A 26202-nucleotide genomic window follows, 5' to 3' on the forward strand; every position below is an offset into this window, starting at 1 on the left:
CAGAGCGGACCTCAACGCCTCGAACGTCGAATCCGCCCCCTCTGGGTTGTCCTTGCTTCTCAGAACCCGTCGCCCCATCCGAAAGTGACGTTGTACGCGCGCTGGAGTGCGTGTCGGCCGTGGTCCCCGTCGGCGTAGGCCCATGCAAGGGCTGCGGAGAACCAGAGCAGAAAGACTCCGCTGACGATGCCCAGAGCGACCAGCTTCCCGTTCCAGCTGAGCAGGACCAGGGCGATGGCCACGATGGCCACGCCGAGGTGGGCTCCCCGCGAGTCGAGCGACGCAGCCTTGCGTGCCTCTCTGCGTTCAGCCCGTTCTGCGGCGAAGCGCTCCTCTCGAACAGACTGCGGTTCGTTCTCGTCGAAGTTCATCTCATCCCCCTGGCCCTGAAGCTACATGGACCCGGTCTGCGTCGGCAGAGGAGCACCACGGGGATATGGATCAGGTACTAACGAAGGCGCAGGCCCCCAGGAAGTTCCTCTTCAATGATTTCGACCAGCCAGTCGAAGGCGGTCGGGCCACGTTCAGCGCGGGCTTCTGCAAGCCTGGCAGCCATGCGGTCCTTGTTCGTCGGATGACAGCGGGCCTGCCACATCTCGAGCTGACGAGCAGTCTCGTGGTATCCCAGGTTCTGGCGAGAGGCTTCGTGATCACGCCACTCGATCACGAAGTCGCCGTCGTCCGGTGTCCCGAAGCCTCCGCGGAGGCAGTCAGCGAAGGCATCGAGGTTCCGGCCGAAGTATCCGCCGCAGCCGATGCTCTCGCCGGCGACCCGCCAGAAATCCTCCAGCGTCCTGACCTGGCTCCCGTCCAACACATATCTCACCGTCACAGCCCGCAGACTACGTCCGACCTGGCGGCCTGCCTATCCGTTTTGAACCCGTGCTGTTCAGGCAGCACCTCGCACGGGTTCGCCGGAACATGTGCGCTTTGGACGGGTGGAGGTTGCTCGAAACCGCGATCGAGCGCCGTTCATATGCGGCATCGACCAGGCGGTAGAAACCCTCGGCGGCGTCCTCGGAGACGGGCAACAGACCGATGTCATCGACGATGATCAGGTCCGAGCGGACGATTTTCGCGAGGGCCCGGGCGATGGAGTCGTCCGCGCGGTGCCTGCGGACCAGCATCCCGAGGTCCTCGATGGTGAACCAGGCGACGGTGAGGCCGGCCTCGACCGCGGTCTGCCCGAGAGCCTCGGTGAAGTGACTTTTCCCGGTGCCCGAGGGTCCACAAATACAAAAATTCTCCCGGCGGCCGACCCATTCCAGGCTCCTCAGGGCGTCCTGAGTTGCCCTGGGTATGGATGACTTGGTCTCGTGCCAGTCGCCGAAGGTCTTGCCCGTGGGGAACCCGGCCCGCTTGCGGCGGGTATGCAGGTTGGCCCGGTCGCGGCCCGCCGCTTCCTCGGCCAGCAGGACGCGGACGACCTCGGCTGGATCCCAGCGTTGGGCCTTCGCGGTCGGGATGATGTCGGTCAACGAGCGGCGGATGTGCGGGAGTTTGAGCCGCTTGGTGAGCTCGATGGCCTCGGCAAGCGGGTCGCCGTTCGTGCCGAGAACGGTGCGGAGAGGGGTGGCCATCAGCGGTGGTCGCTTTCGTCGTACTCGGAAAGATCAGAAGTGCTCGGGGCGGCGCCGAGGGCGGACCAGGCGGACGTGCCGGGCTGCAGTGAGTGGTCCTCGCTGCGGCGGACCGGTTCGGTCAAGCCGTGGACGGCCTGGTAGTCGAGGATCGACAACAGGTCCTTGTCAGCGAAGCGGGCAGTGACCGCCGCGGTGCCGAGCGCGCGGTCCACTTCCGCTGCGGAGTAGAGCTTCGAGAGCGCGACGGCCTCGGCCATCTTTGCCTTGATCCGGCGAACGCCGGCTGCCCCGGCTTCGACCAGCCAGCTCGCAGAACCCGGTCCGAGCTGGAGGAACGCGGCCTCCTCAGCCGAAGTGGCCCTCGGCGTGCGATCGGTTTCCTTGTCCTCGCGCGGCGGGTAGTGGGCATCGTCCAGGACCGGCGAGCCGGGCTCGCCGCGCGGGTGGCGGGCGACCTCGTGGGCCGAGCCATGCTCGTCGACGGCGGTGACGGTCAGCTCGTCGCCGTGGAAACGAGCCCAGACCCGGGTGTCGATCAGCTCGTGCGGGACCGAGTAGCGGACCGCGTCGACCGAGATCGTCGATTCCCAGGTCACCCGGCGGGTGGTCCCGAACGCGGCGGTGAACGGCCGCCGCGGCAGCGGATGCAGACGCTGTTGTTCCTCCGCGAGCCGCTCGACCGGCTTGCGTCGAGTCGCCTTATGCGTGCGGGAGTTGACCTCCTCGCAGAACTGCCGGCAGGCGGCTTCCAGCTCACCGAACGTCTTGTACTGCTCGCGCAGATTGACGTCCCGGGGCACCAGATCGGCCTTCGCGATCTTCACCGTGGACTCGGATCCGCCCTTGGTTTCCGGGTCCGCCGGCAGGCACGTACGAATCGTCGTGCCGTAGTGCCTCGCGACCTCGACGATCTCCGGGTTACGGACCGCGATCCCAGCAACGTGGTCGATCGTGACCGTCTTCTCGTTGTCCGTGAGTACGTAGGCGGGCACCCCGCCGATCCTGCGGAACGTGGCATCCAGACACGCGGTGATCGTCGGCAGGGTCTTGTCCCAGATCTGGATGACGACGCGGAAACGGGACCAGGCAACCCATGCGCAGAACAGTGTCGTCTTGCGGCCCTTGATCACCGGCCCGTCGCCGAAGTCGTACTGAATCCAGAGTCCGGGCTCGGTCACCCATGGCCGGTAGACCCGGCGCAAACCAGCCCTGAACTGGGTTTTTGCCTCAGCGACGGTGCGGCGGGTGGTGCGTTCACCGCCGGTGAAGCCCATCGCGGCGATCCTCTTGTGGACCACGTCTGCGCGGATCCGGCCCTGTGAGCGGACCACCAGTTCCTCGATCTTCGGCAGATAGTCGTCGATCGCCCGGGCCCGGTGACGGCGCTGGTCAGGATGCTGGCCAGCGGCCCGCATCTTCACATATCGGGCCACCGTGTGGTGGTCGCACCCGGCCAGCTCGGCCGCGGCACGGTAACTCCCCGTGAGGTCGTATGCCTCAAGGATCTCCATGATCTCCCTGCTGTTCTTCACCCGCTCCAGCTTCGCCGAGCGGGACTACTCGGGGCGAGCGGGGAGAAAAATGGCCGTACCCGGGGAAACCCGTGGCCACAAAATGCGCCGTAGATGGCCGCCACCGGGGAGCATACGGAGGCCGCCGTCAAATCACGCGGAGATTCTGCCAGGGGCGGTGCGGTGAGGCGCCGTTCACCCCACTGGACCGGGACGTCACGGTACCTCCAAGCGCACAGACCTCAACCCGGTGAACCTATGCGGTCACAGCACTAGCAGAAACCCTGCGGATGCGCCGGCCCCAGCACCTGGCACCGCGACCACTACGACCGCTGCATGCGCGAACTCCGGGCCTCCACCGGCCCCTTCCAGGGCTGCACGAAGGGCGAGCACCAGATCGCCCACCGGATGCCGTCCCTGGTGCCCAGCGCCTGGAGACACACCACGTCGTAGTAGTGGGTTTGTACCGTGATCTGGCCTCGAAAACGCGTCAGCCCCCTCCTCTCAAGAGGAGGGGGCTGACCTTAGGAGGACCGGCCCCGGCCTTCCCGCGGAGGCTGCGAGTGCCAATGCCGGGCAGACCTAAAAAGTGGCGGACCCGAATGCGGGATTGAGGCTACGCCCTTCAGAAGAAGGTCTTGTCCCAAGTTCCAGCAATCATGGCTTGCATGGATTGCATAAAGCCGTTACCTACGTACTGCATTCCGGCGTCTCCAGCGAGGAATACGTCCCCATCGCTCGCGATCAATACAACTTCCTCGGTGGCGAATGCAGAGCCAACCGGGATCAGGGGGCGCCCCACCCTCCGAGAAAATATGCGAATGTTTCCAGGATAGAAAGAAAGGGCTTCTTCTGCATCGATTTGCACACCAACCTCCATTTCGTGATAGATCCACGAAATGGAGACCTCTCGATACTCTTCGAGAAATCCGCGCAGTTCATTCCCTATGTCATAGCCCGCTGCTTCATAGAGCCTGGATACCTGATCGATCGACGCGGACCCCAGGTCTACTCGGGTTGCGTCAGGGAATGCGTCACGCAATCTCTGCTGGCGGGAAGTGTCATTGAACCCGTTCATCCGGTGAGTACATTCCTGACCGCGCCCGGCACCCACACTTGACAGTTGGGACACATTTTGAACTTCTTTCCTTTTTGATTGAGGGTGATGATATCCAAGTTCTCCAACAATGCTCCACCGTTCAGGGCGTTAGTGCACATTCTTGCTTCTGCGCACACGGCTGGCGGGCGACCGTTGGGGAGCTGGGATTCTCCAGGTAGTCGGGAGGTTACACCGGGGTGATGCCCGGTGGCAGGTCCGCTCTCGCCGTAGTACGTCATCTTCGTGGTTCGGTCACGCCCTACGCTGAACGCGCCCGGCAGGATTTCACCTTCCGAAAGGCCGCCCTTGATCGCTTCGATGCGAGCTTTCCCGAGCTGGGTCAGCTCACTCAGAAGTTCAGCGTCGCCACAGGAGTTGTGAACCAAGACTGTCGTGGAACCCGCGAGTACATAGTACGTGTGAAGCTCTTCAACGGTGAAGTTGTAGGTCTTGACAGTTTCGCTGTACGAGCGGTTGTTCGTCACGCGGACGGTCTTGCCCTGGTCTGTGAGGAGTTCAGCGCCGGGCTGTAGGTCGCCTGCGTTGATCCACTTCTTTTCCGAGGGGGACCAGAAGGGGTGCTCTTGAGTCGCTACGAGCTTTTCCGCGCCCGAAGGTGTCTCGATGGAGAGCTCGTTGAGGTTCTTTTCTCCTTCTGACCTGATGAGATCGGTTACTTGCCGCGCGCCTGTCTTTCCCGACTCTGGATCTGTGGCGAGGACTTCATCACCGACTGCGATGTCTTCGATTTTCTTGGTCGCGCCATCGGCCATGAGGACGAGGGTCCCGGCAAGGAAACACTGGGCGGCGAGGATTTTTCCCTCAACCTTCGCTCCCGCCTTCGCTACAGCGCCGGCACCGGGGGCGGGGGTTAGTAGCTCTCCGAGTAGAAACTCGTCTGATTTTTCATCGAAATCGAGACCAAGTTTTTCAGTTGCCCAATTCAGCTGTTGGGACGGACCGATTCCGAACAGCGACATTATCCGGTTTGTCGGCAGTAGCTCACCTATGCTGGCAGCGCCGTGGGCCATGCCTCCCAGGAAGTTTTTCAGTGTCGGCGGCTTGCGCTTGAACAGGCTCTTAGCAGCAGCGCGGATCGCCCTCTGCTTGTAGAGCTTGTAGCCTTCGCCGTTGACACTGGCGCCCGGAGTCAGGACGTTTTCAGGGGACGAACCGTCTGCCTTTTCGGAGTGGCCGGTGCCGTCGTCGAGTCGGAGGCCGGTGGGGTCCCAGTTGGTGAGGGGGCTGTTGTTGGCGTATTGGTAGGCGTTGTGCTGTCGGGGGTCGTCGACGGCCATCAGCGGGTCGACGGAGAGGAATCGGCCGGCTTGGGGGTCGTATTCGCGGGCGCCGATGTGGGTGAGGCCGGTGGTTTTGTCCTGGGTGCCGCCGACGAATCCCTTTTCTCCGGGCCATGCGGTCGGCTTGGTGCCGCGTTCCTCACCGAACGGCTTGGTGAAGCGGCGCTGGACCGCGAGCGTTGCGGCGTCGATGGAGGTGGTGCCGGTGTTGTGGTGGTCGGCCGCGACGTACGAGAGCTTCCCGGCAGACGTCCGGACGATGGTGGTGCCGCCGGGGGTCGCGTAGTAGCGGGTGCCGGTGACCTTGTCTGTGGCGGTGTCGCGGGTCAGCTCGTCCGAGCCTGCGTACAGGGTGGTTTTGCCGGGGTCCTTGCGGGCCAGGCGGTTGCCGGCTGCGTCGTAGATGTAGCTGGAGGTTCCCGCGTTGGTGGTGTTGGTGGCAAGTTTGCCTTCGGCGTTCCAGGTCAGTGTCTGGATGGGTCCGCCGTCACCGGGGAGGGTGTCGGGGGCGTCGCCGGTGTCGGGGCGGGTGAGGGTGTTTCCGGTCTTGTCGTAGGTGAGGTTGGTCGTGACCGGGCCGCCGTCGCCCATCTTCCTGGTGGTGGAGACCGGGGTGTGCGGGCGCGCTGCGCCGGGTGCCGGGTAGGTGTTGGTGGTGACGGCGGTCTTGTTGGCGTCGCCGCCCGGGTCGTGGTCGGTCAGGGTCTTGCGGTTGCCGGTGACGTCGTAGGTGAACGACTGCCAGTACGGCGCCGGGCCTCCGATCTCACCGTTGCTGGGGGCTGCGTTGGTGCAGCCGCCGATGCCGGGCACGCTGGGGCCGGGCTTGGTGGTGGTCGTGCCGGTGTCGGTCCAGGCCTCGGTGAGACGGCCTTGGTAGTCGTAGGTGAAGCACTGAGTGTCCCGTGCTGCGCCCTGGATGTTGGTGACGGAGGTGACGTCACCGTTGGGGGTGTAGGTGTACGCGGTGGAGTTGACCGAGGAGACGGCCTCTTCCTGCTTGTCGAGCGCGGTCTTCAGGAGCCGGCCGGTGGCCGGGTCCAGAATGTTGGTCGCGACGACCTGCTTGGGGCTGTCACCGAAGGTGGTGCGCTGGACCTGGCCGAGCTCGTTGTAGTCGGTGTAGTTGACGTAGTCGACGGTGTTCGAGCCGTAGGACACGGGAAGGCCGTTGGGGTTGCGGCCGGTGGACAGGTCCTCGGCGGGCAGGCCGCCGGCTGCGGGTACGTCGGTGCTGGTTTCCAGGCCGGTGATCGTGTTGTAGCTGGTGGAGGTGGTGTAGGTGCCGGTGAGGGCTCCTTCACCGGCGGGAACGGTCAGCTTGCTGCCGGTGGGGCGGTAGCCGATGTCGTAGCCGGTGACTTCCTGGCTCCAGGCCTTGCCGGCCACCCAGCTCGTGGATCCGGTCGCGAGTCCGGGCAGGAGGGTGTCGTACTCGTACTCGGCGAGCTTGGTGCCGTCGGCCGCGTTCAGGTTGCGGGTGGTGGGACGGCCCAGGATGTCGTAGTTGGTGAAGATGGAGATGCCGCGGGCGTCCGTGGACGATACGAGGCGGTCGGCCACGTCGTAGGTGCTCGTCGAGGTGCCCTTGTCCGGGTCCACCGCCTTGGTCTGACGGCCTTGCAGGTCGTACTCGTAGGCCCAGTCGTTGCCGGCCGGGTCGGTGATCTGCGTCAGCTGGCCGACGGTGTCGTAGCCGTAGCGGGTGGTGTCGAACGCCCCCGTGGGGGTGCCGACCTTGTACTGGCGTAGCTCGGTCTTACGCCCGCGGGCGTCGGTGATGCTGCTCGTGGCGCTGCCGCCCTGGGGCGGCGTGGTGTCGACACGGTCGGCACCCGGGTAGGCGGTGGTGCTACGCCACTGCTCCTTTGCCTTGGAGTAGAAGATTCCCGCGACGGGTCGGCCGAGGCCGTCGTACTGGGTGACGTTCTGGGCGGGAAGCATGTTCTCGTCGGCGGGGAAGCGGTCCTTTACCGGGACGGAGTCCTTGTTGACGTAGGTGCCGCTCGTCTTGAAGGCGCGACCGCGACTGTCGTAGGCGGTGTCCGAAACCAGACGGGTGTTTGACGCATTGTCCAGCGGTACGGACTGGGTCTGGATCTGCTGGCCCATCGCATCAAGGATGCTGATGGACGTGGCGTAGGTCTCTCCGGCACGGAGCGTCTGGCTGGTGACCGAGCTGGTCCCGAACTGGTTCAGGTCGTAGGCGAACACCTTGCTGGCGCTCTGGCTGCGGGCACGGCCCGGCAGCCACACCGCTGTGGTGCGGCCCACCTCGTCGTAGGCGATCTCCGTGATGCGGTTGTTCTGGTCGACGGTCTTGACCGGGAGCCCGCGCAGCGGGTGCAGGGTGGTGGTCGTCGTCCAGTTCTTGGCGTTGGTGACCTTCAGGGTCGTCGGGCGGGCCGGAGCTGCCGGCGTGAACGCCGTCTTCGTGGTGGCGCCGGCGGCGTCGGTGGCGCTGGTGACACGACCATAGGCGTCGTACGCGGTGGTGGACTTGGCGACGTACTTGTGCACCCCGGACTCGAAGCGGTCCAGGACGCTGGTGTTGGTGGGGTCTCCGGGACCGTCGAGGGTACCGAAGGGCTTGTTGTCGTACTGGATACGACTGCCGCCGAGGGTGTTCGCTTCGGTCGCGGTCACGCTGCAGGCGGCCTGGGTCCGCAGAACCTGTGAGACGCGGTCGACGATGTAGTCGGGGTCGGTGATTTTGCGGACGTAGGAGGTGGTGGTGCAGATGTCGGGCAGGCCGTCGGCCTTGTCCAGGACCGTCCTCTGCAGTCCGTAGTTCGTGTCGTAGTCGACGGCCTGAGAGGTGGTCCGCCAGGTCTTGTTGGCAAGCAGTACCTTCTGCTGGGACAGGGCCGTGCCCTGCATCTGGGCCGTGAGAGGAGGTAGGACGTCACCGCGGCTGTGGGTGGCGGTCACCGCCGGGATCCACGGGTCGTGCTGGGCCGTGGAGACGAGTTCCCCGCCGTCGGAGGCGAAGGTCTGCAGCTCGCGGAGGGTCCCGGCGAGGTGGTTGCTGTCCTTGACCGCGTTCCCGGCGATGTCGGTGAAGGTGACGGCCCGCTTGGTCTTGTTGGCCCGGACGTCGCCGTCCATACCGCGCAGGTAGAAGGAGGCCGTCTTGGAGACGACGTCCGGGGCGGTACCGGCGCGGGCGATGACCTGTCCGTAACCGCGGAACTGGTTCCAGGTCCGGTACTCGTCTTTCGTCAGCTCTTCATCGTCACGGTGCCAGGCAGCTCCGCCGACGTACTCGTAGCGGACCTCCTGGGGGCGGGAACCGCCGAAGGGGTCGGTTTCGGTGACGCGGTCGACGACGTACTTGTGGAACCAGTCCAGGCTCGGATCGTTCGGACTCCTGGGGTCGGAGTTCCAGTAGACGGGGAAGCAGCGCTTGGTGTTGGCATCTGCGGCCGTGGGAAGGCCGGCGCCGGGAGAGCAGTCCGCGTCGGCGTACCCGACGTCGGTGATCTTCCCGGTCTCGGACTTGATCTTCACGATGCGGTGCCGGTTCATCGCCGGCCGGTTGTCAATGCTGGAGTCGACCCGGTTGTTCAGCGGGAGGCCGTAGAAGACGACCTGCGGCAGGGTGAACGTCGCCGCACCGTCGTAGCCCGTCCGCCGGACGGAGGCCAGCCACAGCGACGGGGCTGTCCCGTCCTTCGGGTCGCGGAACTGATGGGTCAGCGCGTAGGAGTCGACGTTGTCGTATCCGCCGGCACTGTCCAGGACCTGTGTGGTGATCTTGGTGAGTCGCTTGGTGGTCCAGAACGTCGGCGAGTAGTTCTCGCAGGTACCGGTCGCCTCGCACTTCTGGTCGAAGGGCACGTCCGGCCACTTCGCCTGGTTGGCCGCGGTCAGCTTCGACGCGTCGCAGTCGAAGACGTCCTTCTCCGGCAGGCAGCGCTCATCGGTCTCGAAAAGGACCTGCGCGGTCGGCTTGACCGTGTCGGCGTCGGAGAGCTTCGAGCCGTAGGTGATCTTCTCGAGGTTGCCGCCCCGGATATACGGGGTGAGCGTGCCCGTCGGGTTCGCAGTCGAGATACCGCGCTTGTAGCGGTTGGTCTCGGTGCCGTAGGCGTAGGTGGTCAGGCCATCGTGGGTGTCGACGACGAAGTCGAGGTTCCAGCGCCAGGCCTGCTGGCACCAGGACGCCTCGAACGTCGACTGGTGGCACTCCTCACCCGTGTTGTTCCCATAGACGGGCACGGTCCAAGCGGAGTTGGTGGCCGGACCGGTTGTGGTTCCGGGCTTGTGGCCGATGCCGAAGTAGTACTGGGTACCGTCGGTGGTGGTTACCTTCCAGTACTCGTTGTTGTTGTCACCGTTGACAGCATCGGTCAGGCGCTCGACCTTCGAGGCGTCGTCGTTCTGCAGCCGCCATTTGCCGGTCGTGTCGTCCTTGACCAGCGCGGAGGACGTGCCGCCCAGGGAGATGGTGACGCTCTCCCCGGCCAGACACAGATCGCCAGAGTTTGTCTGGCCGTCCTCGGTGCACGGTTTGAAGCTGCGTTCCACGAAGCCGGGCGAGTAGTCCCAGCCTTCGCCGATCCAGGAGGCCTGGTTGTTCGTCGCGGCGGTGCGGCCGTCGACCGCCTGGGAGCTGTAGGACAGCCCGACGCTCGGCTTCGTGCCGCCGAGGCCCTCGGGTACACCGATGGGGTAGGACCAGGAGAACCCGCCGGTGTTGGAGCCGCTGCTCCAGGAACCGGAGGACCCAAGGCTGGTGGCGGCGAAGCTGCCGGCCGGGCCGTTCGGACTGGCGGCCGCGCCGAAGACGGTGGCCCCGCCCGCGGTACCGGAGTCGGCGCTCAGGGTCTGCGCAGCGCCTTCGGGTGCTGCGAGGGGGACCTCCGCGGTGAGGAGACCGGGGCGGTCTCCGTCCTTGGTGGTGGTCAGCGGAGTCTGCTTGCGGCACTCCGGACGGTCGGGCGTCGTCAGCGCGCACTCGGGGAGCGTGACGAGCTGGGCGCGCGAGAGCCAGTCCGCGCTGAAGGAGCCGGAGATGTGCGAGACGTCCACAGACACCTTGACCGGACCGCCCTTGGTCACCCCCTCACCGGGACGGACCGAGACCAGCATCCCCTGCAGGCCGGCCTTCTCGGCAGCCGTACGGTCCTCGAGCTCTACATCTGCCTTGCCGCTCCGCGGTGCATCTTCTGCGGCGGCAGGGGCGACCCATACCGGTGCGTCACCAACGCGGCTCAGATCGGGCGTTGGCGCGGCTGGCCCCTTGGCGAGGCCGGGGTTGGTGAAGAGCGAGCCTGCCGGGATGGGCGCGGTAGCGCCGAGATCGACCTCGGCTTCGGTGGCCGGCGGCCAGTACACGTCCTTCGGAGCCCAGACATCAACCTGCTCCTCAGGAGCTTCCTCTCCCGGCTTCGGGGCGCTCTTGCCGGGTACCGATTCGGTTTCCTGCACGGGGCCGGGTGACCAGAGAGTCGGGTCCTTGGGCTTCCACTCGGAGGCCCCGGCGGTACCGGCCCCCACGAGCAGCGAAAGCACAACAGCGGAGCTGACGAATATGCGGCGTTTCACCGCAGATCGCCTTCTTTTCGAGCGTAGTTCTGGTGGCGCCTGCACGGCATTCCCCCCACGGTCAGCCAAATGATCAATTGGCGACGGATCCTACGCTTCCTTCTGGTTCGCGAAACGTGGATCAATCCAGACAATCAACCTGCGTCTGACCTGCGATGTTTGAAAGTGTGATCTAAATTTGATCATTCGCTTACGTGATGCCCTAACTGTCGATGACGGACAAACGCCGCATTGTCGGATATTTGATTGGAATTCTTGGTTCCAGATCCTGGGGGCTCTGAAAGGCCTGGTCAGGCGGGCTGTTAGCGTTCGCGGCCAGTTGACCATCGCGACCGCATTGGGAGTTTTGCCGTGGGGGGCACACAGAGAAGCAAACGACCGGCCAGCCGGCCGGTCGCACTGTCAGGGCTGATCGCACTGGCCCTGTCGATAACCGCCGTTGGTGCCGCACCCGGCGCCACGGCAGCACCAACCGTGGACACGCCGCCCGCACAGAGCGAGCCGACTCCGCCCGAGCGGCCGAGGACCGAGCGGGAGCAGGCGGAGGACACGGCACTCGCGGAGGCCAAGCTCACGGGCAAGCCCGTCCCCGTGCCGGCCGGCACCACCGAGACCGACACCGTGGTGGCCAACCCGGAAGGCACTCTGGGCATCACCCGCAGCGTCGCCCCCGTGCGCACCAAGCAGGACGGCAACTGGGCAGACCTGGACGCCACCCTGATCAAAGCGGCCGACGGCACCCTCCGCCCGAAGGCCTCGGCAAGCAGCCTGACCCTGTCCGGCGGCGGCACCGCCCCGCTGGCCACCCTGGACCAGGACGGCAAGCAGCTGGTGCTGAGCTGGCCGGACCCGCTGCCCGAACCGGTGCTCGAGGAATCCAGCGCCGTCTACCGCGAGGTCCTCCCGGGAGCGGACCTGAAGGTCACGGCCGATGTGGGCGGCGGGATCTCACAGATCCTCGTCGTCAAAACGGCCGAGGCCGCCAAGAACCCGAAGCTCGCCAAACTGACCACAGGCCTCAAGGGCGAGGGCGTCACCGTCTCCGCCGACGCCGCCGGAAACCTGCAGGCCGCTGACGCCTCAGGCCGTACGGTCTTCCAGGCGCCGACCCCGACCATGTGGGACTCCACCGCCCCCGTTCAGGTCCCGCTCGCCAAGTCCTCCGGCACCATCGCCTTCTCCCAGGCGGTCATCGCCGACGAGACACCGTCCGGTACGGGGAACGAGGAGGCAGTCAAGACCACCTCGGACAGCGACGGCCCGGGCGACTTCGCCAAGACCACCCGCCTGCAGGCCGACCTCGGCACGGACTCCGTCGCCCTGACACCGGACCCGTCCTTCCTCACCGCCCCCGACACGGCCTACCCGGTGTACATCGACCCGGCGTGGATCCCCATCAAGCGCGAGACCCAGAGCTGGGCCTGGGTCCAGGAGGCGTACGACACCACCACCAGCTACAACGACTATGCGGACCCCTACGACCCCGGGGTCGGCTACCAGCACTGGCGTACGAAGACGGGCCGGGAGCGCTACTACGTTCAGCTCTATGCCAATGACCTGGCTGACAAGGTCATCAAGAAGGCCTCCTTCAACGCGACCCAGTCCTACGCCGCCGACGCCACCTGCAGCAACCGCTACAACGTGGACCTGCACGCCACCGGCCCGCTCCTGTCGAACATCACCTGGCAGGACCAGCCCGTAGACCTGGGGGTTCTGGGCACGGCCTCGATGAACAGTGCCGGCGGTCCCGGCTGCCCCGACTCCACCACGCGCGGCGAGTGGGACGTGGCCAGCCACCTGACCACCTACAAGAACAACCCCACTCTCACCTTTGCACTCTTCGCGGACAACGAGTCCAAGAACGACAGCAACAACGGCTTCAAGCGGTTCACCCGCGACAAGACCAAGCTCCCGTTCTTCTACATCGAGTACAACCGGGCCCCGAAGACCCCCTGGGGCCTCGCGATGACGCCTGCGCCGCAGAACGGCGGCTGGCTCGGCGCTACCTCCTACCCCGGTATGAGCCTCAGCGCCTGGAGCGGCGACCCCGACGGCCAGGCCACCTCGGCCCGGTTCATGGTCTACGACACCAACGGCAGCGGCGCCGTCTACGACAGCGCCATGATCGGAGAGGCCAACGGCGACCACAAGGTCACCGCCTACCCCGCCAACCTGATCGACGGTCACCAATACTTGTGGCAGGTCCAGAGCTCGGACGGCGAACTGGGCTCCGCCTGGGTCGAAGGCGGCCGCTTCTCCATGGACAGCCAGCCGCCGTCCATCCCGGTCGTCACCTCCGCCGAGTACCCGCCCTCCGGCACGCTTCCCGGCTCCAACAAGTACGTCGGCCAGAAGGGCAACTTCAAGGTCGAGGCCACCGACTCCCTCAGCGGCGTCCTCTACTACGAGTGGGCCTTCAACGAAGACATCCCGGTCGGCGGCGCCAACCGGATCAACGCGGCGGCCGACGGTACCGCCACCATCCCGCTGACGCCGACGTGGTGGGGCACCAACATCCTGCGTGTCCAGTCCGTGGACCGTGCAGGCAACCGCTCACAGCAGCAGACCTACGTCTTCTACGTTCCGGACAATCCGAACTCCAAGACCACCCTCGGCGACATCACCAACGACGACCTCGTCGACTTCATCGCCCCCGCCGACAACGGCGACCTCATCGTCTACCCCACCGCCACCGACCCCTCATCAGGCGGCCAGATCGCCTCCATCAAGGCAGACAGCCCTGGCGGCTCGGGCTGGGGCAACGGCACCCTGACCACGCATCGCGGGGGCAACGGGATCCAGGTTGATGATCTGTGGGCCTTCCGCGGCGGACAGCTTCAGGTCTATCGCAACACCAAGAAGGACGGCGGTCCCTACTTCGACGCCGGCAGCGTCGTGGATGTGCTGAGGCCCAGCGAGGGCTGCACCGTGGCCACCACCAGCAAGCCGTGCGGGGCCGAGTACATAGCGAACTGGAGCCGGGTCAAGCAGATCCTCGCCGTCGGCGACGTGCTGCCCGACATGAGCACCACGACACAACGAAACGACCTGCTCACCGTGGAGAGCAACGGGGCGGGCGGCACACAGCTCGTCCTCTTCCAAGGCAAGGCAGCAACCGGCGCTCTGATGGACTCGGGCACGTTCATCCTCAGCCCGAGCGGCTGGGAGAACCTCACCCTCATGGCCCCCGGCGATGCCACGGGCGACGGCCTGGCCGACCTGTGGGCCCGTGACGACCTCACAGGCGAGGTCTGGCAGTACGCCAACGTCGCAGGAAAGCCCGCCGCCCTCGGCGACCACACCAAGCGCACGAAGATCGGCTCAGGGGTCCCCGCCAGCTCCTACCCGGTGATCGGTACCTCCGGCGACACCAGCGCCGACGGTATCCCCGACCTGTGGGCCCTCGACAGCAACCACCGCCTGCGCACGTGGAACGGCAAGGCGACCAACGGCAAGGTCACCGGCTTCGCTGGTTCCGAGCTCATGGGCGATGCCCGGATCTCGACCAATCACTGGAAGCTGGACGAGAAGGAAGCGGACGGAACGACCGGACCGACCGTCTTCGACATGCGCCGCCGGAACAACGGAACGCTCAGCGCCACCGGCGCCACTCGCATCGCCGGCACCGTCGCGGGAACGGCAACCCAGGTCGTCAGCCTCGACGGCGCCACCGGCACCGTCACCTCCGCCGGCTCGCCGGTCGACACCACGGGCAGCTTTACCGTCTCGGCCTGGGCCAAGTCCGCGGGGCAGGACGTCGTCCTCAGCCAGGACGGGCTGCACGCGAGTGGCTTCATGATCTGGCACGACGCGGACGGCACCTGGCGGTTCGGTATGTCGAAGAGGGATGATGACGGCTGGGACTACGACCAGACCGGCGTCATGAACGACGCCGCGAAGGTCAGCCTCAACGAGTGGACCCAGCTCACCGCAACCTACGACGAGACCACGGGCCTGATCGCCCTCTACGTCAACGGCACCCTTGCTGGGACCGGACACCACCCCAAGGCCAACGTCTGGAAGGCCGCCGGGTCGCTGGTCCTCGGTCGATTCAAGAACCAGAGCAAGCCCTGGTCCTTCTGGAAGGGGCAGATCAGCAACGTGACCGTCTACGACCACTCGACGGTCCCGACCGCGACCAGCACCACCCTCGTCTCAGCGGTGAACAGCAACAAGTGCGCCGATGACGACCGCGGCAGCAACGCCGAGGACAACCGCATCTACATCCACGACTGCAACACGCCCCCCGGCATCTCGCAGACCTTCCAGATCCAGGAGGACGGCGAACTGCGCGTGGCCGGCAAGTGCGTGACCGCCGCGGATGGCGGAACCGCGAACCGCACCCTCATCCAGCTCAACACCTGCACCACCGGCGCCGGCAGCCAGCAGTGGCTCCCCACCGCCACCAGCGGCTTCTACAACCCGAAATCCGGCCGCTGCCTCGACCTGCCCTACGCCCGCACCGTCAACGGAACCCAACTCGAACTCTCCGACTGCAACGGATCCAACGCACAACGCTGGCACGCCTCCGGCCTCGCTTCACCCCTCGGAGCCATCGGCTAGCCCCACCCACTGACCCATCAACCGCTGGCCCGCCTCCCTCGGGGAGATGGGCCAGCGGCCTTATGGGCCCGTGCATACGGCAGCCCACGCGGGTCCTTGGACCCGAAATGATCACTGGGGTGTCCTGCGATGATCGGTGAATGAGCGAGCGTGAGTGGCAGGCCTTGACCAAGTCCGAGGAAGCGTTCATGGTCAATTCGTTTGAGATTGACATCCTGGCTGGCGTCTGGGGAGATTTCGACGATGTCGATCGGGCCCGGCCCGTGAGGGAGCTGGCAGGGATCTTGCTCAGTCTTATCGATCGCGGATGGATCGAGGTTCGTCGAGTCGCGCCGTGGACGTCCCCGTCAGGGGAGCAGGGCTTCCAGCCCGGAGAGCTGGTGCCTCGTGACGAGCTCCCGGCCGTCCTGGAGGACGCGGCCAACTGGGAGTACCCAGATGGCGACTGGATCGGTGCAGTGATTCTGGTGGAGACCGAAGCGGGTATGAAGATCACCCGTCGTTCTCCGGAGGAGATGGCCGAGTAAACCGCCGTGGCGTGGATTCTCAGGCCGCTGCTGCAAGCGGTGGCTTCGAGCCCCGCCGCCTCTGGCTCTGAGGGCTAGCCCAGGGGCAGGGGTATAGCTGGCGGGACGGCAGGGTTACGATCGCGCGTTCGTTGAGATCTTGCAGATGCAGATGGGGGAGCTATGCAGACCGGTGGGATTGGTGCTGCGGCTGATCGGGAGTGGGTCATCCAGAACGCGAAGGGCAAGAAGTTCGTGTACGACTCGGCGACCGAGGCCTTCGACGAGCTCGACGAGTACGGGGAGGGCGCCGTGGTGCTGACCCGCCTGGTGTACCGGGGCCTGTTCCGTACGAAGCCGGTGGAGGACTGGCAGCCGGTAGAACGCCCCGCAGTGTGAACCCTCGCGGTGCGCCTGCTCGCCGGCCGCCCCCGGCTGGGCCGACTTGGTGCGGTCCTTGAAACCGGCGGCCGGGCTGGCCAGCGGCTGGCTGGAATGAATAGAGCTCACCGACGGCAGTGGCCCGCGAGCCGTCTGCCTGTGGGGTGACAAGGGCAGCTACGGCACCCCGTCTTGGTCACCGACCCGGACCTGGCCTCTCGGGCCGACAGCCTGACCCGCGAAGTGCGCGTGGCACTAGGTCATGTCTCTCCGATCATCGGATCGTTAGCTTGGTGTGACTGGTCGCGGTGATCTGACGGACGCGGAATGGGCCAGGCTGGAGGCCCTCCTGCCCGTGAGCAATGGACGTTGCGGCAGGTGGCGGGACCATCGACAGGTGATCAACGGTGTCCTGCACCGAGTTCGGACGGGCGTGCAGTGGCGCGACCTGCCGGAGCGGTTCGGCCCGTGGAAGACCGTCCACAAGCGGCTCCTGCCGTGGTCGGCCGACGGGACCTGGGAGCGGCTGCTGCAGCAAGTCCAGGTTGCTGCGGATGCCGAGGGCGCGATCGACTGGGACGTCTCGGTCGACTCCACGGTGATGCGCGCCCACCAACACGCAGCCGGCGCGCGCAAGGCCCTGCCGCCTGCCGTGTCCTCAAAGGGGGCGGTGGAGATGGGACATCAGATCGAGCCGGTGTGGGCGGGGCTGGCCGCCCACCTGGCGGAGGTGGTGCGGCAGGTGAGGGACTGGGCCGCTCGCGCGGCGGCTTCACCACCAAGGTCCATCTGAGTGTCGACGGCAGGTGTCGCCCACTGTCTCTGCTGGTCACACCCGGACAGCGGGCGGACTGTACCCAGTTCGAGCCGGTCATGGAGAAGATCCGTGTCCCCCGGACCGGCGCCGGGCGGCCCCGCACACGCCCCGACAGCGTGAGCGCGGATAAGGCCTACAGCAATCGACGCACGCGGGCCTACCTGCGTAGACGCGGTATCCGTCACGTCATTCCGGAGAAGGCGGACCAGGCGGCCAACCGCGTGACACGTGGCTCCCGCGGCGGTCGGCCTCCCGGCTTCGACAAGGAGCGGTACAAGAAGCGCAACGTCGTCGAGCGAGCGATCAACAGGCTCAAGGGTTTCCGGGCCGTGGCCACGCGCTACGACAAGCGCGGCCACGTTTTTCTTGGCACTGTGACCTTCGCGGCCATTATCATCTGGCTCCGCTCATGAATGGTGGGGCATGGCCTGGCCGAGTGAAATCCGTTCCACCTCGAAGAACCGGGTGGCCCCGATCCGGGCAGCGCCCAGGGAGAGTAGCCAGGGCACCAGTTCGACAGTGGCATCCAGCTCGTCGTAGAAGCCCAGCCGCAGGGTGGTGAGTCGCGTCTCGAAGAGCCAGTCGTCGAGGGCGTCGTCCAGGTGCCGGTCTGCCGCCTCCGTCCGGGTGTCGGCCCAGATCGTCAGCCATGGTGTCAGGGTGCGGGTGCTGACGGAGATGGTCTCCAACACCCCCATGATGTACGCGGGGCCGGGGTGTTCGTGCAGAGTCGAGCGCCACCAGGCGTGCCAGACCTGCTCCAGCGCGTCCCGCTGAGGGACGGGCCAGTCGTGCCAACCTGCGGTGACCAGCCGGGAGGCGATCAGCCCGTGATCGACGTGGAGCTGGTCGGTTGCCAGGAGCCGTACGATCCGGGGCGTCATTCGGCGATGCAGCGCGGGGAAGTCATCCCAGTGGCCGACCGACTTGGCCGCGATGGAGGAGATCAGGTCATCCGGCACCTGGTCGACGGGCCCTTCGAGGGTCGCGAGGTCGCTGTCGGCGTAGCAGTGGGTGCAGCCGCCAACGGTGATTGCATCCGATGTGAGGGGCGCGAAGGCGACGTCCAGTGCGTCGAGTGCGTTCCTGAGTCGACGGTGGGGGTCGGTCATGGGGATCCTGTCCGGGTACTCCATCCGGCGGACCGGTGAAGATCCCGACGCTACCAGTTGGGCAGCCGGTGCGGCATCCAGATTCTGCCGGAGCGCGCCCAGTGGTACAGGGCTACTACCCACCACATCTGGTTGCAGCGATCTGACGGGCACGAAGATCCTGTCGAGTCGCGCAGGGACAACAAGTCAGATGATCGGAGAGACATGGCCTAGTCCACCCGGAGGGCGACGCTGATGCGGATCTATTTTCAAAGAGCGCCATCAGCCCGCCTTCCTGTTCACCTGCGCTCGGGTGCTGCCACGCACCATGAGGGTGGGAAGCGGTGAGCTGGCCTTCGCGCCTTTCGAGTCGACCGACAGCAACGGCTGCCTGGCGGCTTGGGCCAAGCGGGCGAACGTGCAGGTCGCCGGAAGGCTCGACATCCGGCGCCTGCGCAAGTCCGTGAAGGTCGAGAAGGCCGTCGCGTTCCGCGGGGTGGTCACCGACATCGCCGACGACCACACCGCGGAGACGTTCCTGGGCCACTACGCCCATGGCACGACGCTGCGGGTGCTGTCGGGGAACACCGTCACCACCGCCCAGCAGACCTGGCTGGACCGGGCACTGGAGGGTCCGGTCGTGCTGGACGAGCCGGCCGTCGAGACGTTTCACCACTGCCTTTGACGCGGTCAAGAAGGCCGCCGCCGGGCACTGCACCCGCACCGCGGTGGGCGGCGACAAGCGCACCGAGTACACCTTCCTGCGCAAGACCCGGATCTCGCTGCGGTTCGGCAAGCTCCACCACTGCACCTTCGACGAGAACAACCCCGCCGGCGCTCGTTGCCTGGAGCAGGCGACCGCCCCACCCGGACACCGCGGCCCGCTGATCGACCGCTGCCAGCCCAGCCGCTGCCACAACAGCGTCATCACCCCCGACCACCTGCAGCTCTGGCGATCGGAGGAGCACAGCCTCCTCAAGCTCCTGGACACGCCCAAGCTGCCACCCTGCCGCCGCGAACAGTTGGGTCGGCAACTTAACGATGTCCAGGATGTGATCCGAAAGGCGGACGAGCTGTGACCACCATCGACCCGACCAAAGGCGTCCCGGCGGCGACCGCCAAGACCCTGCGCGAGGCCATGGACCGGCTTTTGGCCGGCCGTCCGCGTCGCACGGACGGCCGACTGACCAAGGAGAACCTCTACAAGGAGGCTGGCGTCAGCCGGGCCACGATGAACCGGGCCCGGGCCGTCCTGGCCGAATGGGACCAGCGGACGAAAGAAACCGGATCCCGCACCCAGGGCGAGGCCCGCCGTGATGACGAACTCCAGGGCCTGCGAGCCGAGGTGAAAGGGCTCAAGCGCCAACGCACCGAGCTCCAGGCCAAGGTCGACGCGGCCGCAACGGTCATTGCGGCCCTGCACCACGACAATGCAGCGCTCCACGAACATATTGGCTCACGCAAAGGGTCCGTGGTCTCACTCAACGCCCCCCGGGGTGAATGACGGGTTACTTCATCACCAACTCCGCACCTGTCTGTCGGGCGTATTCGATCGCCACCTTGACTGAATTCATCACACCGTGGTGGACCTTGTCCGGCGTCCACTCGGACAACAGCTTCTCGCGCTTGCTCAGATTGCAATGTTCGCAGGCTGGAACCAAATTCGACTCGTGCTCCCATCCATCCCGTGAAAGCGGGCGAATGTGATCGACGTGCTCGGGCGGCTCGCCACAATAAACACATGGGCCTGACGCGAGCACCAGTCTATATACATCAGCTGATACCGGATCGGCGACAGTCGCGCCCTTCTTTCGAGCACGCCTCAGGTTGGTGCTGGCCCGGGCCATGGCAGAGCGAACCGCTTCGGGGATGAGCATGCGCCAGCAGCTGGGGCACCGATTGTCATGGCCTCTAAATGGTCTGGAGCAATCCTTGCAAGTTCGCTTGGTCGCCCGACATGGCTTGCATCGATTCGTTACGCCATGAAATAGGCGATCGCAGCCATAGCAGATCCGATCTACGGCACGACAGGGTGCACATTGAGTATTGGTACCTGTGATCCTTTTTCCGCAGTCCGTGCAGCTTCGGACGACTCTCTGACAGCTGCCACATTTTCGTCCGCGGCTACGAAACTCTCGGTCACAGCTTATGCATTTTTTGGTGGTTGCCTTGCAAGGGTTGCAGAGCAAGGAACTTCCATAGGCTTCGTTGTCACAATTTGAACACTTGCGCTTCTTGGATTTACAGCGCCAGCATCGGCTTTTGTCACCCTTGAATGAATTCCCACATTGAGTGCAATTCCGTTCGATGGATCGACAGTCTGGACACTTTGCCTCTCGGCCATGGAAGGGGTGATTGCAGAGCACGCACAGTCGGTCCCGGGCGTTGCACGCATTGCAGCGCAGTCCGTTGCCGCGGAAGGTCTTCTGGCAGTCCACACACTTGCGCTCCACGTCCCACTCCTGACCGGGCCTCAGCGCGCTTCCCTCACCTCACAGTCAGGATGATCAGCGCACGGCATCGTGAAGACTGTCTCAGCCGGGTCTGACAACCAAGACTGGCGAGGCGGAACCGTCATGGAGAGCGCACTCGTTTCCGTGTCTCGTGAGACATCGAAACGGTGGAGAACAGGTTATGTACCGGCTCGCAGCCGAGGGCGTGCTGCCGCACACGCCGCCGATGTACCGGCGGCTGTCCTCGCAGCTGGCCCAGGCCCGGCGGGAAGGCCGCTTCCCCGACCTGATCGACACCGTCCGCGAAGTCCACGTCCTGCCGGCCTGGCCGGACGCGGACGCCTTCGTTCGGGAGATCTCCGACTGGTTCCGCCTCGACCGCACAGCGGGCCAGGAGCACGCCCTGTACGTCGCCGCGGAGAAGGACACCCTCCGCCAGCAGCTGACCGGCTGGCTCGAGTTCGCGGGCATCCCGGTGCTCGTCCGCGGCTTCAGCTCCCAGTCCTACGCCGACGTCGTCCGCGACCGCGTCGCCCATGAGCAACGTGAGGCCCACCTTGTGGTGGTCGTTCTCTCGGGCGTTCGTGAGTGTGGTGGGACGGTGCACTGCATCGGGTGACCTGGGGTTCTTCTCCGCATCTCTGGGGCTGCCGTGATCGTTGCGGCATGTTGCAGATGAGATCGGAGGAGACCCTTGAGGGCCTTTCCTGTGAGGCTGCCGTCCGGCGTCCGGTACTGGACGGTGGTCGACGAGAACTACGCGGTGGTGCCCGAGGCGGATGCCTTCCTTCAGTACGGTCGTCAGCTCGGCCGGGACCAGGTCGAGCTGACGACCCGTACCTACGCCGGGCACGTGGCGCTGTACCTGCGCTGGTGCGCGCGGACCGGCCGCGACTGGCGGGTGGCGGCGGAGGAGTTCGGGCTGTTCCTGGTCTGGTTGAAGTTCGGCTCGAAGGAGACGACCGGCATCGACTGGCCGGCCAGGCACGGTCTGGTGGTGCTGGCGGGGCCGGGTCCGGCGGCCGTCCGGCAGCCGGCCCGGGTCGGGAACGTCGCGGCCGGGGTGCGGCAGTTCCTGCTGCACGGCATCACGACGAAGGCGGTGCCGTCGATCGTGATGGCCCAGCTCTTCGAGGTGGTCGAGGACTGGGAGCTGCCGGTGGAGGCCCGGGGAGAGGGGAGCACCGGCTACCGGATGCGGCCCCGGCACCGGGTGAAGGTGCCGCGCAAGAAGAGCGAGCGGGCCACCGACCGGGAGATCGTGGCGCTGTTCCTGGCCGCCCGCAACGCCGGGGACCGGTTCATCGTCCTGCTGCTGGGCCGGGCTGCGCCCGGGCGGCGCGGCGGGTCTGCGGCGTGAGGACATGCACTTCATGCCGGACTCGACGCCGCTGGGCTGCCCGAAGCAGGGCTCCCACCTGCACACCTTGCGGCGCGATAACGCGAACGGGGCGTGGGCGAAGCAGGTGGACTCGGTCGGCGGCCCGGAGTCCTGGAAGACCAGGGCCCAGGCCGCTCCTTCAGTGCTGCTGTTTTCGCAGGTGACTTCTACGCCAAGGGGTACTGCACGACGTTGCGGTCCGCGTCCGGGCGGTCTGTGGCCCCGTAGAACCGCTTGAGGGCGACAACAGTGAAGGACTCGGTGGCCTCCTGCTCCACATTGACCACGCTGAAGTCCTGGCCAAAGTGGAACAGGTGGTCCAGGGTGCGGGCGCTATCCGGGGCCTCGGGGTCGCGGTCGGTCAGGCAGACCGCGATCGATTCCTTCGATGAGGTCTCCACGGCAATCAGCTGGTAGGGGCCACTCGTGTTCTGAGACGGCAGGGGAACTTCCGTCGTCGCAGGCACGCCCAAGGTGCCGTCGAAGCTCAGATACGAGACCCGGATGAGGGCATTCCCAGGAACGGACCCGTCGGCGGTGTCGGCTGTGGTGCGGTCCGGGAAGTCGACCCACACCACGAACAGGCGCCCGCCAAATGCCACCGGCCGCACGACATCTCCCCGCCCCGCGCCAGGGTCGGGCAGAGAAGCCTCGATCTTCATCCACTCGCTCAAGCCGGCGGAGCCGATGCCGTGCGCATTGTCGTGACTGCGCCAGAACCAGGAGAGCTCGGAGCGTGCGGTGCTGTAGCCGAGGAGGTAGTCCTTGCCGCTCTCAGGATCGGCAGCGGGCCGGTACGTCGCCACCGTCGTCAAGTTCGCGACTTCCCCGAAGTCGGTCAGGTAACTGGTGACGGCATCCCTTACGCTGTCCGGGCTGAGCGGAGCCTGCACCAGCAACTCCAGCTTTTCCTGCATCGGGTCACTCATCTGTCTACTCTTTCGAGAGCCTGATATCGGTATCGGTGAGGACTTCGAGGCCCCGGTCGGGTTGCGGCTGTGCCCAGCCATGGCCCCTCGCCTGGTCAAGACAGCAAAAGATCTTGATCAGGCGAGGTCATGCTCCCATGCCTGCCGGGTCCATGACGGTAGTTCAGCTCAAGCGACGGAGGGCCAGCCCGCTACCCCAGGACCCCTTCCGCGCCTGTATGGCGGGTAGCCGGCCTCCACCCGCGCCGATGTCGATGGTCCTGCCTCTGGGTGAACTCGCAGTCGGCCCCGTGCACCACACCTGTTGCGTTCGCTATGGTCGACCTGACCGCTTCTGAGCTGCGTGGATTCGAATCGCACGCTCGCGGCGCCCCGGAGAATCTGCGGCGACTTCGACTGCTCGGGCGAGGACATCGAGCGGGACTGGGTGAAGCGGACAGGCTGCTGGAGCTCGATGACCCGGGTGCTGCTCACCCGTGAGCAGGTCCGCGCGTACGGGCTCCCGGCGACCGAGGGCAAACGCGACGACCCGAGGTGGTCGGCCTTCGCCCGCCGCTACGGCTTCGACATCGAGCATCCGGTGCAGTGGGAGGTGGAAGCGCTGGAGCCGGACGAACTCCAGCGCCTGGTCCTCGCCGCCGTCGACCCCTATATCGACCGCGACGTCCTTGCCCGGCAGGTTGCCCGAGAGGAGGAACAACGCCGCGCCCTAGCCGGATTCCTTGGCGGCTGGCGCGCGGACAGTAGCGGAGGACCGGCCTAGCGCTGCAACACCGCAGTGCAACACGGTGGCCGTGTTGCGGCCTTGACCTGGGGTTTTAGGTGAGCCTGGCGGCCCGATCGGTGTTGCACTCCGTGTTGCACCGTCGTGATGCAGTCTCACGCTGCACTCCTGGGGCTGTGGGTAAAACTCCTGCTCACTACGACTGCCGAGGTGGAAGCATGTCCTCATGACGGATGCTGCGAAGAAGATCCTTGTGGACACTGCGGATCTGGGGGCGGTGGACCTCTCCCGGTTTCAGGCTGCGATGGAGCAGCAGAGCCGTCAGTGGCGTGTGCAGTTGGGCCAGCAACTGGCTTCTGCTGTGGCGGCAATGACCCCGGTCTTTCCCCGGATCAGCATCCCTCCCATGGTGGAGCTCGATCGCGTCAGCAAGGTTCTGGGCCAGCAGCTGGTCGAGTTGACGGGCTTCAACGACAGGCTCCGTCGTGCTTTCGAGCCGGTCATCGAGCCGCTGACTGCGGCCTTCGCCTTCGATGACCTCTGGCGAGACCAGTGGCGCGACCTCTTTACCTCGATCAACAGGCTGGTCCGCGACCTGTACCCGGAGAACATCCGAGAGGCCCTCCCAAGGTTGCGGGAGCTTCAGATGCTCGAGGTGCTGCTGATCGACGAGGGCATCCCACTGATGTGGGTGCCTGGATCGCAGACCGTCAATGCCTTGCTCGACGCCCCGGACGCGGCAGCCCGGCGGCGGTTGATCGGGCAGCGCTGGAAGGGAATCGTCGCCGACTGCGAGGTGGTCCTCGAAACGGTTGACCACCCGCGCCTTCAGGAAGGCCGTGACTTCGCCCTCGGCGCGGTTGCCGCATTGCGTGATGGCCATACCGCAGCGGCGCAGGCCCTGGCCGCCAACCTCCTGGACTCGATGCTCCAGAAGCACTTCGACAACGCCACCAGGGTGGAACTGACCAGGAACGACTTCAAGGCCAAGGGCATCAAGTTCAAGCTGGACGAGTACAGGGTGAGCATGGCCCTGACCTTTGCCCCCGTCTGGCACGCGCACGCCAAGTACTTCCCGAAGAACGGCGACCCCATTCCCAGGGTCTTCGGCCGCCACCCCAGTGCTCATGGAGTGTCCCGGATGCAGTACTCCCGGGTGAACACGGTATACGCGCTCATGCTCGTCACATCCGTCATCAAGTTCTTCGACGTCGAGATGTCCTAGCTGTACGGCCCTGAGAACGGAGGCGCCGGGATGCCCATCCCGGCGTCCGTCCTGGCCGCGCCCGCATCACAACCAGTCGACGCCGAGCTCGGCGAGCGCCCCGCGTTGTTCCGCGGTGAGCCTGTCGCGCCGGCTCTTGGTATTCGAGACCCACACGCCCAGCTTCACCACCACTGGCTCCGCCTCGCCCTCGACCGCGACCTCCTCGCCACGGGCGCGAGGCACCGGCCGGACCGCGCCTTCCCGCTCCACCCACTGCGCGAGCGGAGCGCAGGATGACGCCGTCTAGCCGAAGCTGAGCCGGCACACCGCGCGGGGCCGCCTGGTGGCGGCCCCGCGCTGCGCCTGTGCTGGCATGAACTTGTGATCCACCCGGCGTAACATCTTGCGTTCTCCACCCCATAACACTGATGCGGGAAGGGAGAGGATCGGTAGACGTCTGCACGCCGCGGTTCTGGTACGCACCGGGGGCATGCCGATCTCGACATGTTCGCCCTTGTGCTCGGATGCCCTCGATGACGAGAAAATGACGACGTACTTATGTCACAGATGGCGGCATCGACTCCTTGAGTCACCTTCGTTACTCCTGTAGTTCGTCCCCCGCTGCGCTGTAGCTAGCCTTACGACTACCCACGTGGAGTCGGTTGGTCCTGCGCAGGTCAGTGCCGTTCTGGTACACCGACCCCCACTACTTTGGGTACCCCTTAGGGCCCCTTATACCTCGGCGGGCGAAGGAGTTCGAGCCGAATCTGGGTTCGGGTGAAGAGTTGCACTCTCGGGCGGTCATGGGAGGGGGTGCTGATGGGTTTGACCTGCATGTTGGATAGCGACGTGGCATGGGAAGCGGAGCCGCGACGTGCCGTGTCGCTAGGGGCGACACGCGTCTGTTGACATCCAAAAAGACCCAAGATCTAGTGGTTGAAAGAGCTCGGCCACCCAGAAGTTGTGGTCCCCTTCCAGCCGGGGGTCCCCGACTCCTCGTAGAATGAGGCCACTTGCAGAGCTCCCCCCTGTTACTTCGCCGGATTGACGGTGAAGGCCCGGCTCATGGGCACCTTGGGAGCACCTGGAGGTATGGATGACGGATG

General features: G+C 65.8%; 19 protein-coding genes and 3 pseudogenes. 12 read left to right on the forward strand and 10 right to left on the reverse strand.

Features of this window, described 5'->3' with window-relative positions:
• Window positions 1-59 precede the first annotated feature (59 nt).
• From ACE1OC_RS41440 to istA, 4 genes are all read right to left on the reverse strand, one after another.
• Window positions 60-371: a hypothetical protein gene (locus ACE1OC_RS41440; protein ID WP_407841431.1), complete on the reverse strand. Its 312-nt coding sequence runs from the start codon at window positions 369-371 to the stop codon at window positions 60-62.
• A gap of 77 nt (window positions 372-448) precedes the next feature.
• A complete protein-coding gene (locus tag ACE1OC_RS41445; protein ID WP_407841377.1) occupies window positions 449-832 on the reverse strand; it encodes a barstar family protein in 384 nt (127 codons plus the stop codon).
• A gap of 10 nt (window positions 833-842) precedes the next feature.
• A complete protein-coding gene (locus ACE1OC_RS41450) occupies window positions 843-1580 on the reverse strand; it encodes an ATP-binding protein (RefSeq protein ID WP_407841432.1) in 738 nt (245 codons plus the stop codon).
• On the reverse strand, window positions 1580-3115 hold the full coding sequence (gene istA, locus ACE1OC_RS41455; RefSeq protein ID WP_407841433.1) for an IS21 family transposase: 1536 nt from the start codon (window positions 3113-3115) through the stop codon (window positions 1580-1582). Before istA ends, ACE1OC_RS41450 begins: the two co-directional genes overlap by 1 nt.
• Before the next feature lie 288 nt (window positions 3116-3403).
• Here istA and ACE1OC_RS41460 point away from each other — a divergent pair.
• Window positions 3404-3547: pseudogene (locus ACE1OC_RS41460) on the forward strand (DUF4913 domain-containing protein); the annotation flags it as partial.
• Between the two features lie 172 nt (window positions 3548-3719).
• Here ACE1OC_RS41460 and ACE1OC_RS41465 read toward each other — a convergent pair.
• Complete coding sequence (locus ACE1OC_RS41465) at window positions 3720-4172, reverse strand: SUKH-3 domain-containing protein (RefSeq protein WP_407841434.1); 453 nt, start codon at window positions 4170-4172, stop codon at window positions 3720-3722.
• Window positions 4169-11044 (reverse strand): polymorphic toxin-type HINT domain-containing protein, encoded by a 6876-nt coding sequence (locus ACE1OC_RS41470; protein WP_407841435.1) that lies wholly within the window; start codon window positions 11042-11044, stop codon window positions 4169-4171. Before ACE1OC_RS41470 ends, ACE1OC_RS41465 begins: the two co-directional genes overlap by 4 nt.
• A gap of 474 nt (window positions 11045-11518) precedes the next feature.
• Between ACE1OC_RS41470 and ACE1OC_RS41475 the strand changes: the two genes are divergently transcribed.
• The 4 genes and pseudogenes from ACE1OC_RS41475 (at window position 11519) to ACE1OC_RS41490 (ending at window position 17724) form a co-directional block, all read left to right on the forward strand.
• Window positions 11519-15607 (forward strand): LamG-like jellyroll fold domain-containing protein, encoded by a 4089-nt coding sequence (locus ACE1OC_RS41475; RefSeq protein ID WP_407835152.1) that lies wholly within the window; start codon window positions 11519-11521, stop codon window positions 15605-15607.
• A 140-nt stretch (window positions 15608-15747) separates the two neighbouring features.
• On the forward strand, window positions 15748-16134 hold the full coding sequence (locus tag ACE1OC_RS41480; protein WP_407835151.1) for a hypothetical protein: 387 nt from the start codon (window positions 15748-15750) through the stop codon (window positions 16132-16134).
• Window positions 16135-16296: 162 nt separating this feature from the next.
• On the forward strand, window positions 16297-16512 hold the full coding sequence (locus ACE1OC_RS41485; protein ID WP_407835150.1) for a hypothetical protein: 216 nt from the start codon (window positions 16297-16299) through the stop codon (window positions 16510-16512).
• 277 nt (window positions 16513-16789) lie between these two features.
• Window positions 16790-17724, forward strand: a pseudogene (locus ACE1OC_RS41490) (IS5 family transposase).
• On the opposite strand, the gene ACE1OC_RS41495 reads toward ACE1OC_RS41490, so the two are convergent.
• On the reverse strand, window positions 17719-18423 hold the full coding sequence (locus ACE1OC_RS41495) for a hypothetical protein (RefSeq protein WP_407835149.1): 705 nt from the start codon (window positions 18421-18423) through the stop codon (window positions 17719-17721). The pseudogene ACE1OC_RS41490 and the gene ACE1OC_RS41495 overlap by 6 nt on opposite strands.
• A 313-nt stretch (window positions 18424-18736) precedes the next feature.
• On the opposite strand from ACE1OC_RS41495, the gene ACE1OC_RS41500 reads away from it, so the two are divergent.
• From ACE1OC_RS41500 to ACE1OC_RS41510, 3 genes are read left to right on the forward strand one after another with little or no spacing between them, the layout of a single operon-like run.
• Complete coding sequence (locus ACE1OC_RS41500) at window positions 18737-19087, forward strand: hypothetical protein (RefSeq protein ID WP_407835148.1); 351 nt, start codon at window positions 18737-18739, stop codon at window positions 19085-19087.
• A gap of 43 nt (window positions 19088-19130) precedes the next feature.
• Entirely contained in the window at window positions 19131-19481 is a 351-nt protein-coding gene (locus ACE1OC_RS41505) for a hypothetical protein (protein WP_407835147.1), read from the forward strand.
• A complete protein-coding gene (locus tag ACE1OC_RS41510; RefSeq protein ID WP_407835146.1) occupies window positions 19478-19906 on the forward strand; it encodes a hypothetical protein in 429 nt (142 codons plus the stop codon). The genes ACE1OC_RS41505 and ACE1OC_RS41510 overlap by 4 nt, the downstream gene beginning before the upstream one ends.
• Window positions 19907-19910: 4 nt before the next feature.
• Here the strand turns inward: ACE1OC_RS41510 and ACE1OC_RS41515 are convergent, their stop codons facing one another.
• Complete coding sequence (locus ACE1OC_RS41515; protein ID WP_407835145.1) at window positions 19911-20279, reverse strand: HNH endonuclease; 369 nt, start codon at window positions 20277-20279, stop codon at window positions 19911-19913.
• 757 nt (window positions 20280-21036) lie between these two features.
• On the opposite strand from ACE1OC_RS41515, the gene ACE1OC_RS41520 reads away from it, so the two are divergent.
• Together ACE1OC_RS41520 and ACE1OC_RS41525 are read left to right on the forward strand one after the other, a co-directional pair.
• Complete coding sequence (locus ACE1OC_RS41520) at window positions 21037-21474, forward strand: hypothetical protein (protein WP_407841436.1); 438 nt, start codon at window positions 21037-21039, stop codon at window positions 21472-21474.
• Window positions 21475-21549: 75 nt separating this feature from the next.
• Complete coding sequence (locus ACE1OC_RS41525) at window positions 21550-22215, forward strand: hypothetical protein (RefSeq protein ID WP_407841437.1); 666 nt, start codon at window positions 21550-21552, stop codon at window positions 22213-22215.
• A gap of 188 nt (window positions 22216-22403) precedes the next feature.
• On the opposite strand, the gene ACE1OC_RS41530 is transcribed toward ACE1OC_RS41525, so the two are convergent.
• Window positions 22404-23165 (reverse strand): neuraminidase-like domain-containing protein, encoded by a 762-nt coding sequence (locus tag ACE1OC_RS41530; protein ID WP_407841438.1) that lies wholly within the window; start codon window positions 23163-23165, stop codon window positions 22404-22406.
• Window positions 23166-23508: 343 nt separating this feature from the next.
• Here ACE1OC_RS41530 and ACE1OC_RS41535 point away from each other — a divergent pair, with 343 nt between their 5' ends.
• Window positions 23509-23928: a hypothetical protein gene (locus ACE1OC_RS41535; protein ID WP_407841439.1), complete on the forward strand. Its 420-nt coding sequence runs from the start codon at window positions 23509-23511 to the stop codon at window positions 23926-23928.
• Window positions 23929-24115: 187 nt separating this feature from the next.
• On the forward strand, window positions 24116-25114 hold the full coding sequence (locus tag ACE1OC_RS41540) for a hypothetical protein (protein ID WP_407841440.1): 999 nt from the start codon (window positions 24116-24118) through the stop codon (window positions 25112-25114).
• Window positions 25115-25180: 66 nt separating this feature from the next.
• Here ACE1OC_RS41540 and ACE1OC_RS41545 read toward each other — a convergent pair.
• Window positions 25181-25384: pseudogene (locus ACE1OC_RS41545) on the reverse strand (hypothetical protein); the annotation flags it as partial.
• Window positions 25385-26202: the final 818 nt, after the last annotated feature.

This window comes from Streptomyces stoeckheimensis (genome assembly GCF_045822005.1).
GTDB classification, from domain to species: Bacteria; Actinomycetota; Actinomycetes; order Streptomycetales; family Streptomycetaceae; genus Streptomyces; species Streptomyces stoeckheimensis.

Excerpts from the sequence above, each read along its gene's own strand:
- ACE1OC_RS41440 (WP_407841431.1), bottom strand. The coding sequence starts at position 371 with ATGAACTTCGACGAGAACGAACCGCAGTCTGTTCGAGAGGAGCGCTTC.
- ACE1OC_RS41450 (WP_407841432.1), bottom strand. The coding sequence starts at position 1,580 with ATGGCCACCCCTCTCCGCACCGTTCTCGGCACGAACGGCGACCCGCTT.
- ACE1OC_RS41465 (WP_407841434.1), bottom strand. The coding sequence starts at position 4,172 with ATGAACGGGTTCAATGACACTTCCCGCCAGCAGAGATTGCGTGACGCA.
- ACE1OC_RS41480 (WP_407835151.1), top strand. The coding sequence starts at position 15,748 with ATGAGCGAGCGTGAGTGGCAGGCCTTGACCAAGTCCGAGGAAGCGTTC.
- ACE1OC_RS41485 (WP_407835150.1), top strand. The coding sequence starts at position 16,297 with ATGCAGACCGGTGGGATTGGTGCTGCGGCTGATCGGGAGTGGGTCATC.
- ACE1OC_RS41495 (WP_407835149.1), bottom strand. The coding sequence starts at position 18,423 with ATGACCGACCCCCACCGTCGACTCAGGAACGCACTCGACGCACTGGAC.
- ACE1OC_RS41515 (WP_407835145.1), bottom strand. The coding sequence starts at position 20,279 with ATGCTCATCCCCGAAGCGGTTCGCTCTGCCATGGCCCGGGCCAGCACC.
- ACE1OC_RS41520 (WP_407841436.1), top strand. The coding sequence starts at position 21,037 with ATGTACCGGCTCGCAGCCGAGGGCGTGCTGCCGCACACGCCGCCGATG.
- ACE1OC_RS41530 (WP_407841438.1), bottom strand. The coding sequence starts at position 23,165 with ATGAGTGACCCGATGCAGGAAAAGCTGGAGTTGCTGGTGCAGGCTCCG.
- ACE1OC_RS41540 (WP_407841440.1), top strand. The coding sequence starts at position 24,116 with ATGACGGATGCTGCGAAGAAGATCCTTGTGGACACTGCGGATCTGGGG.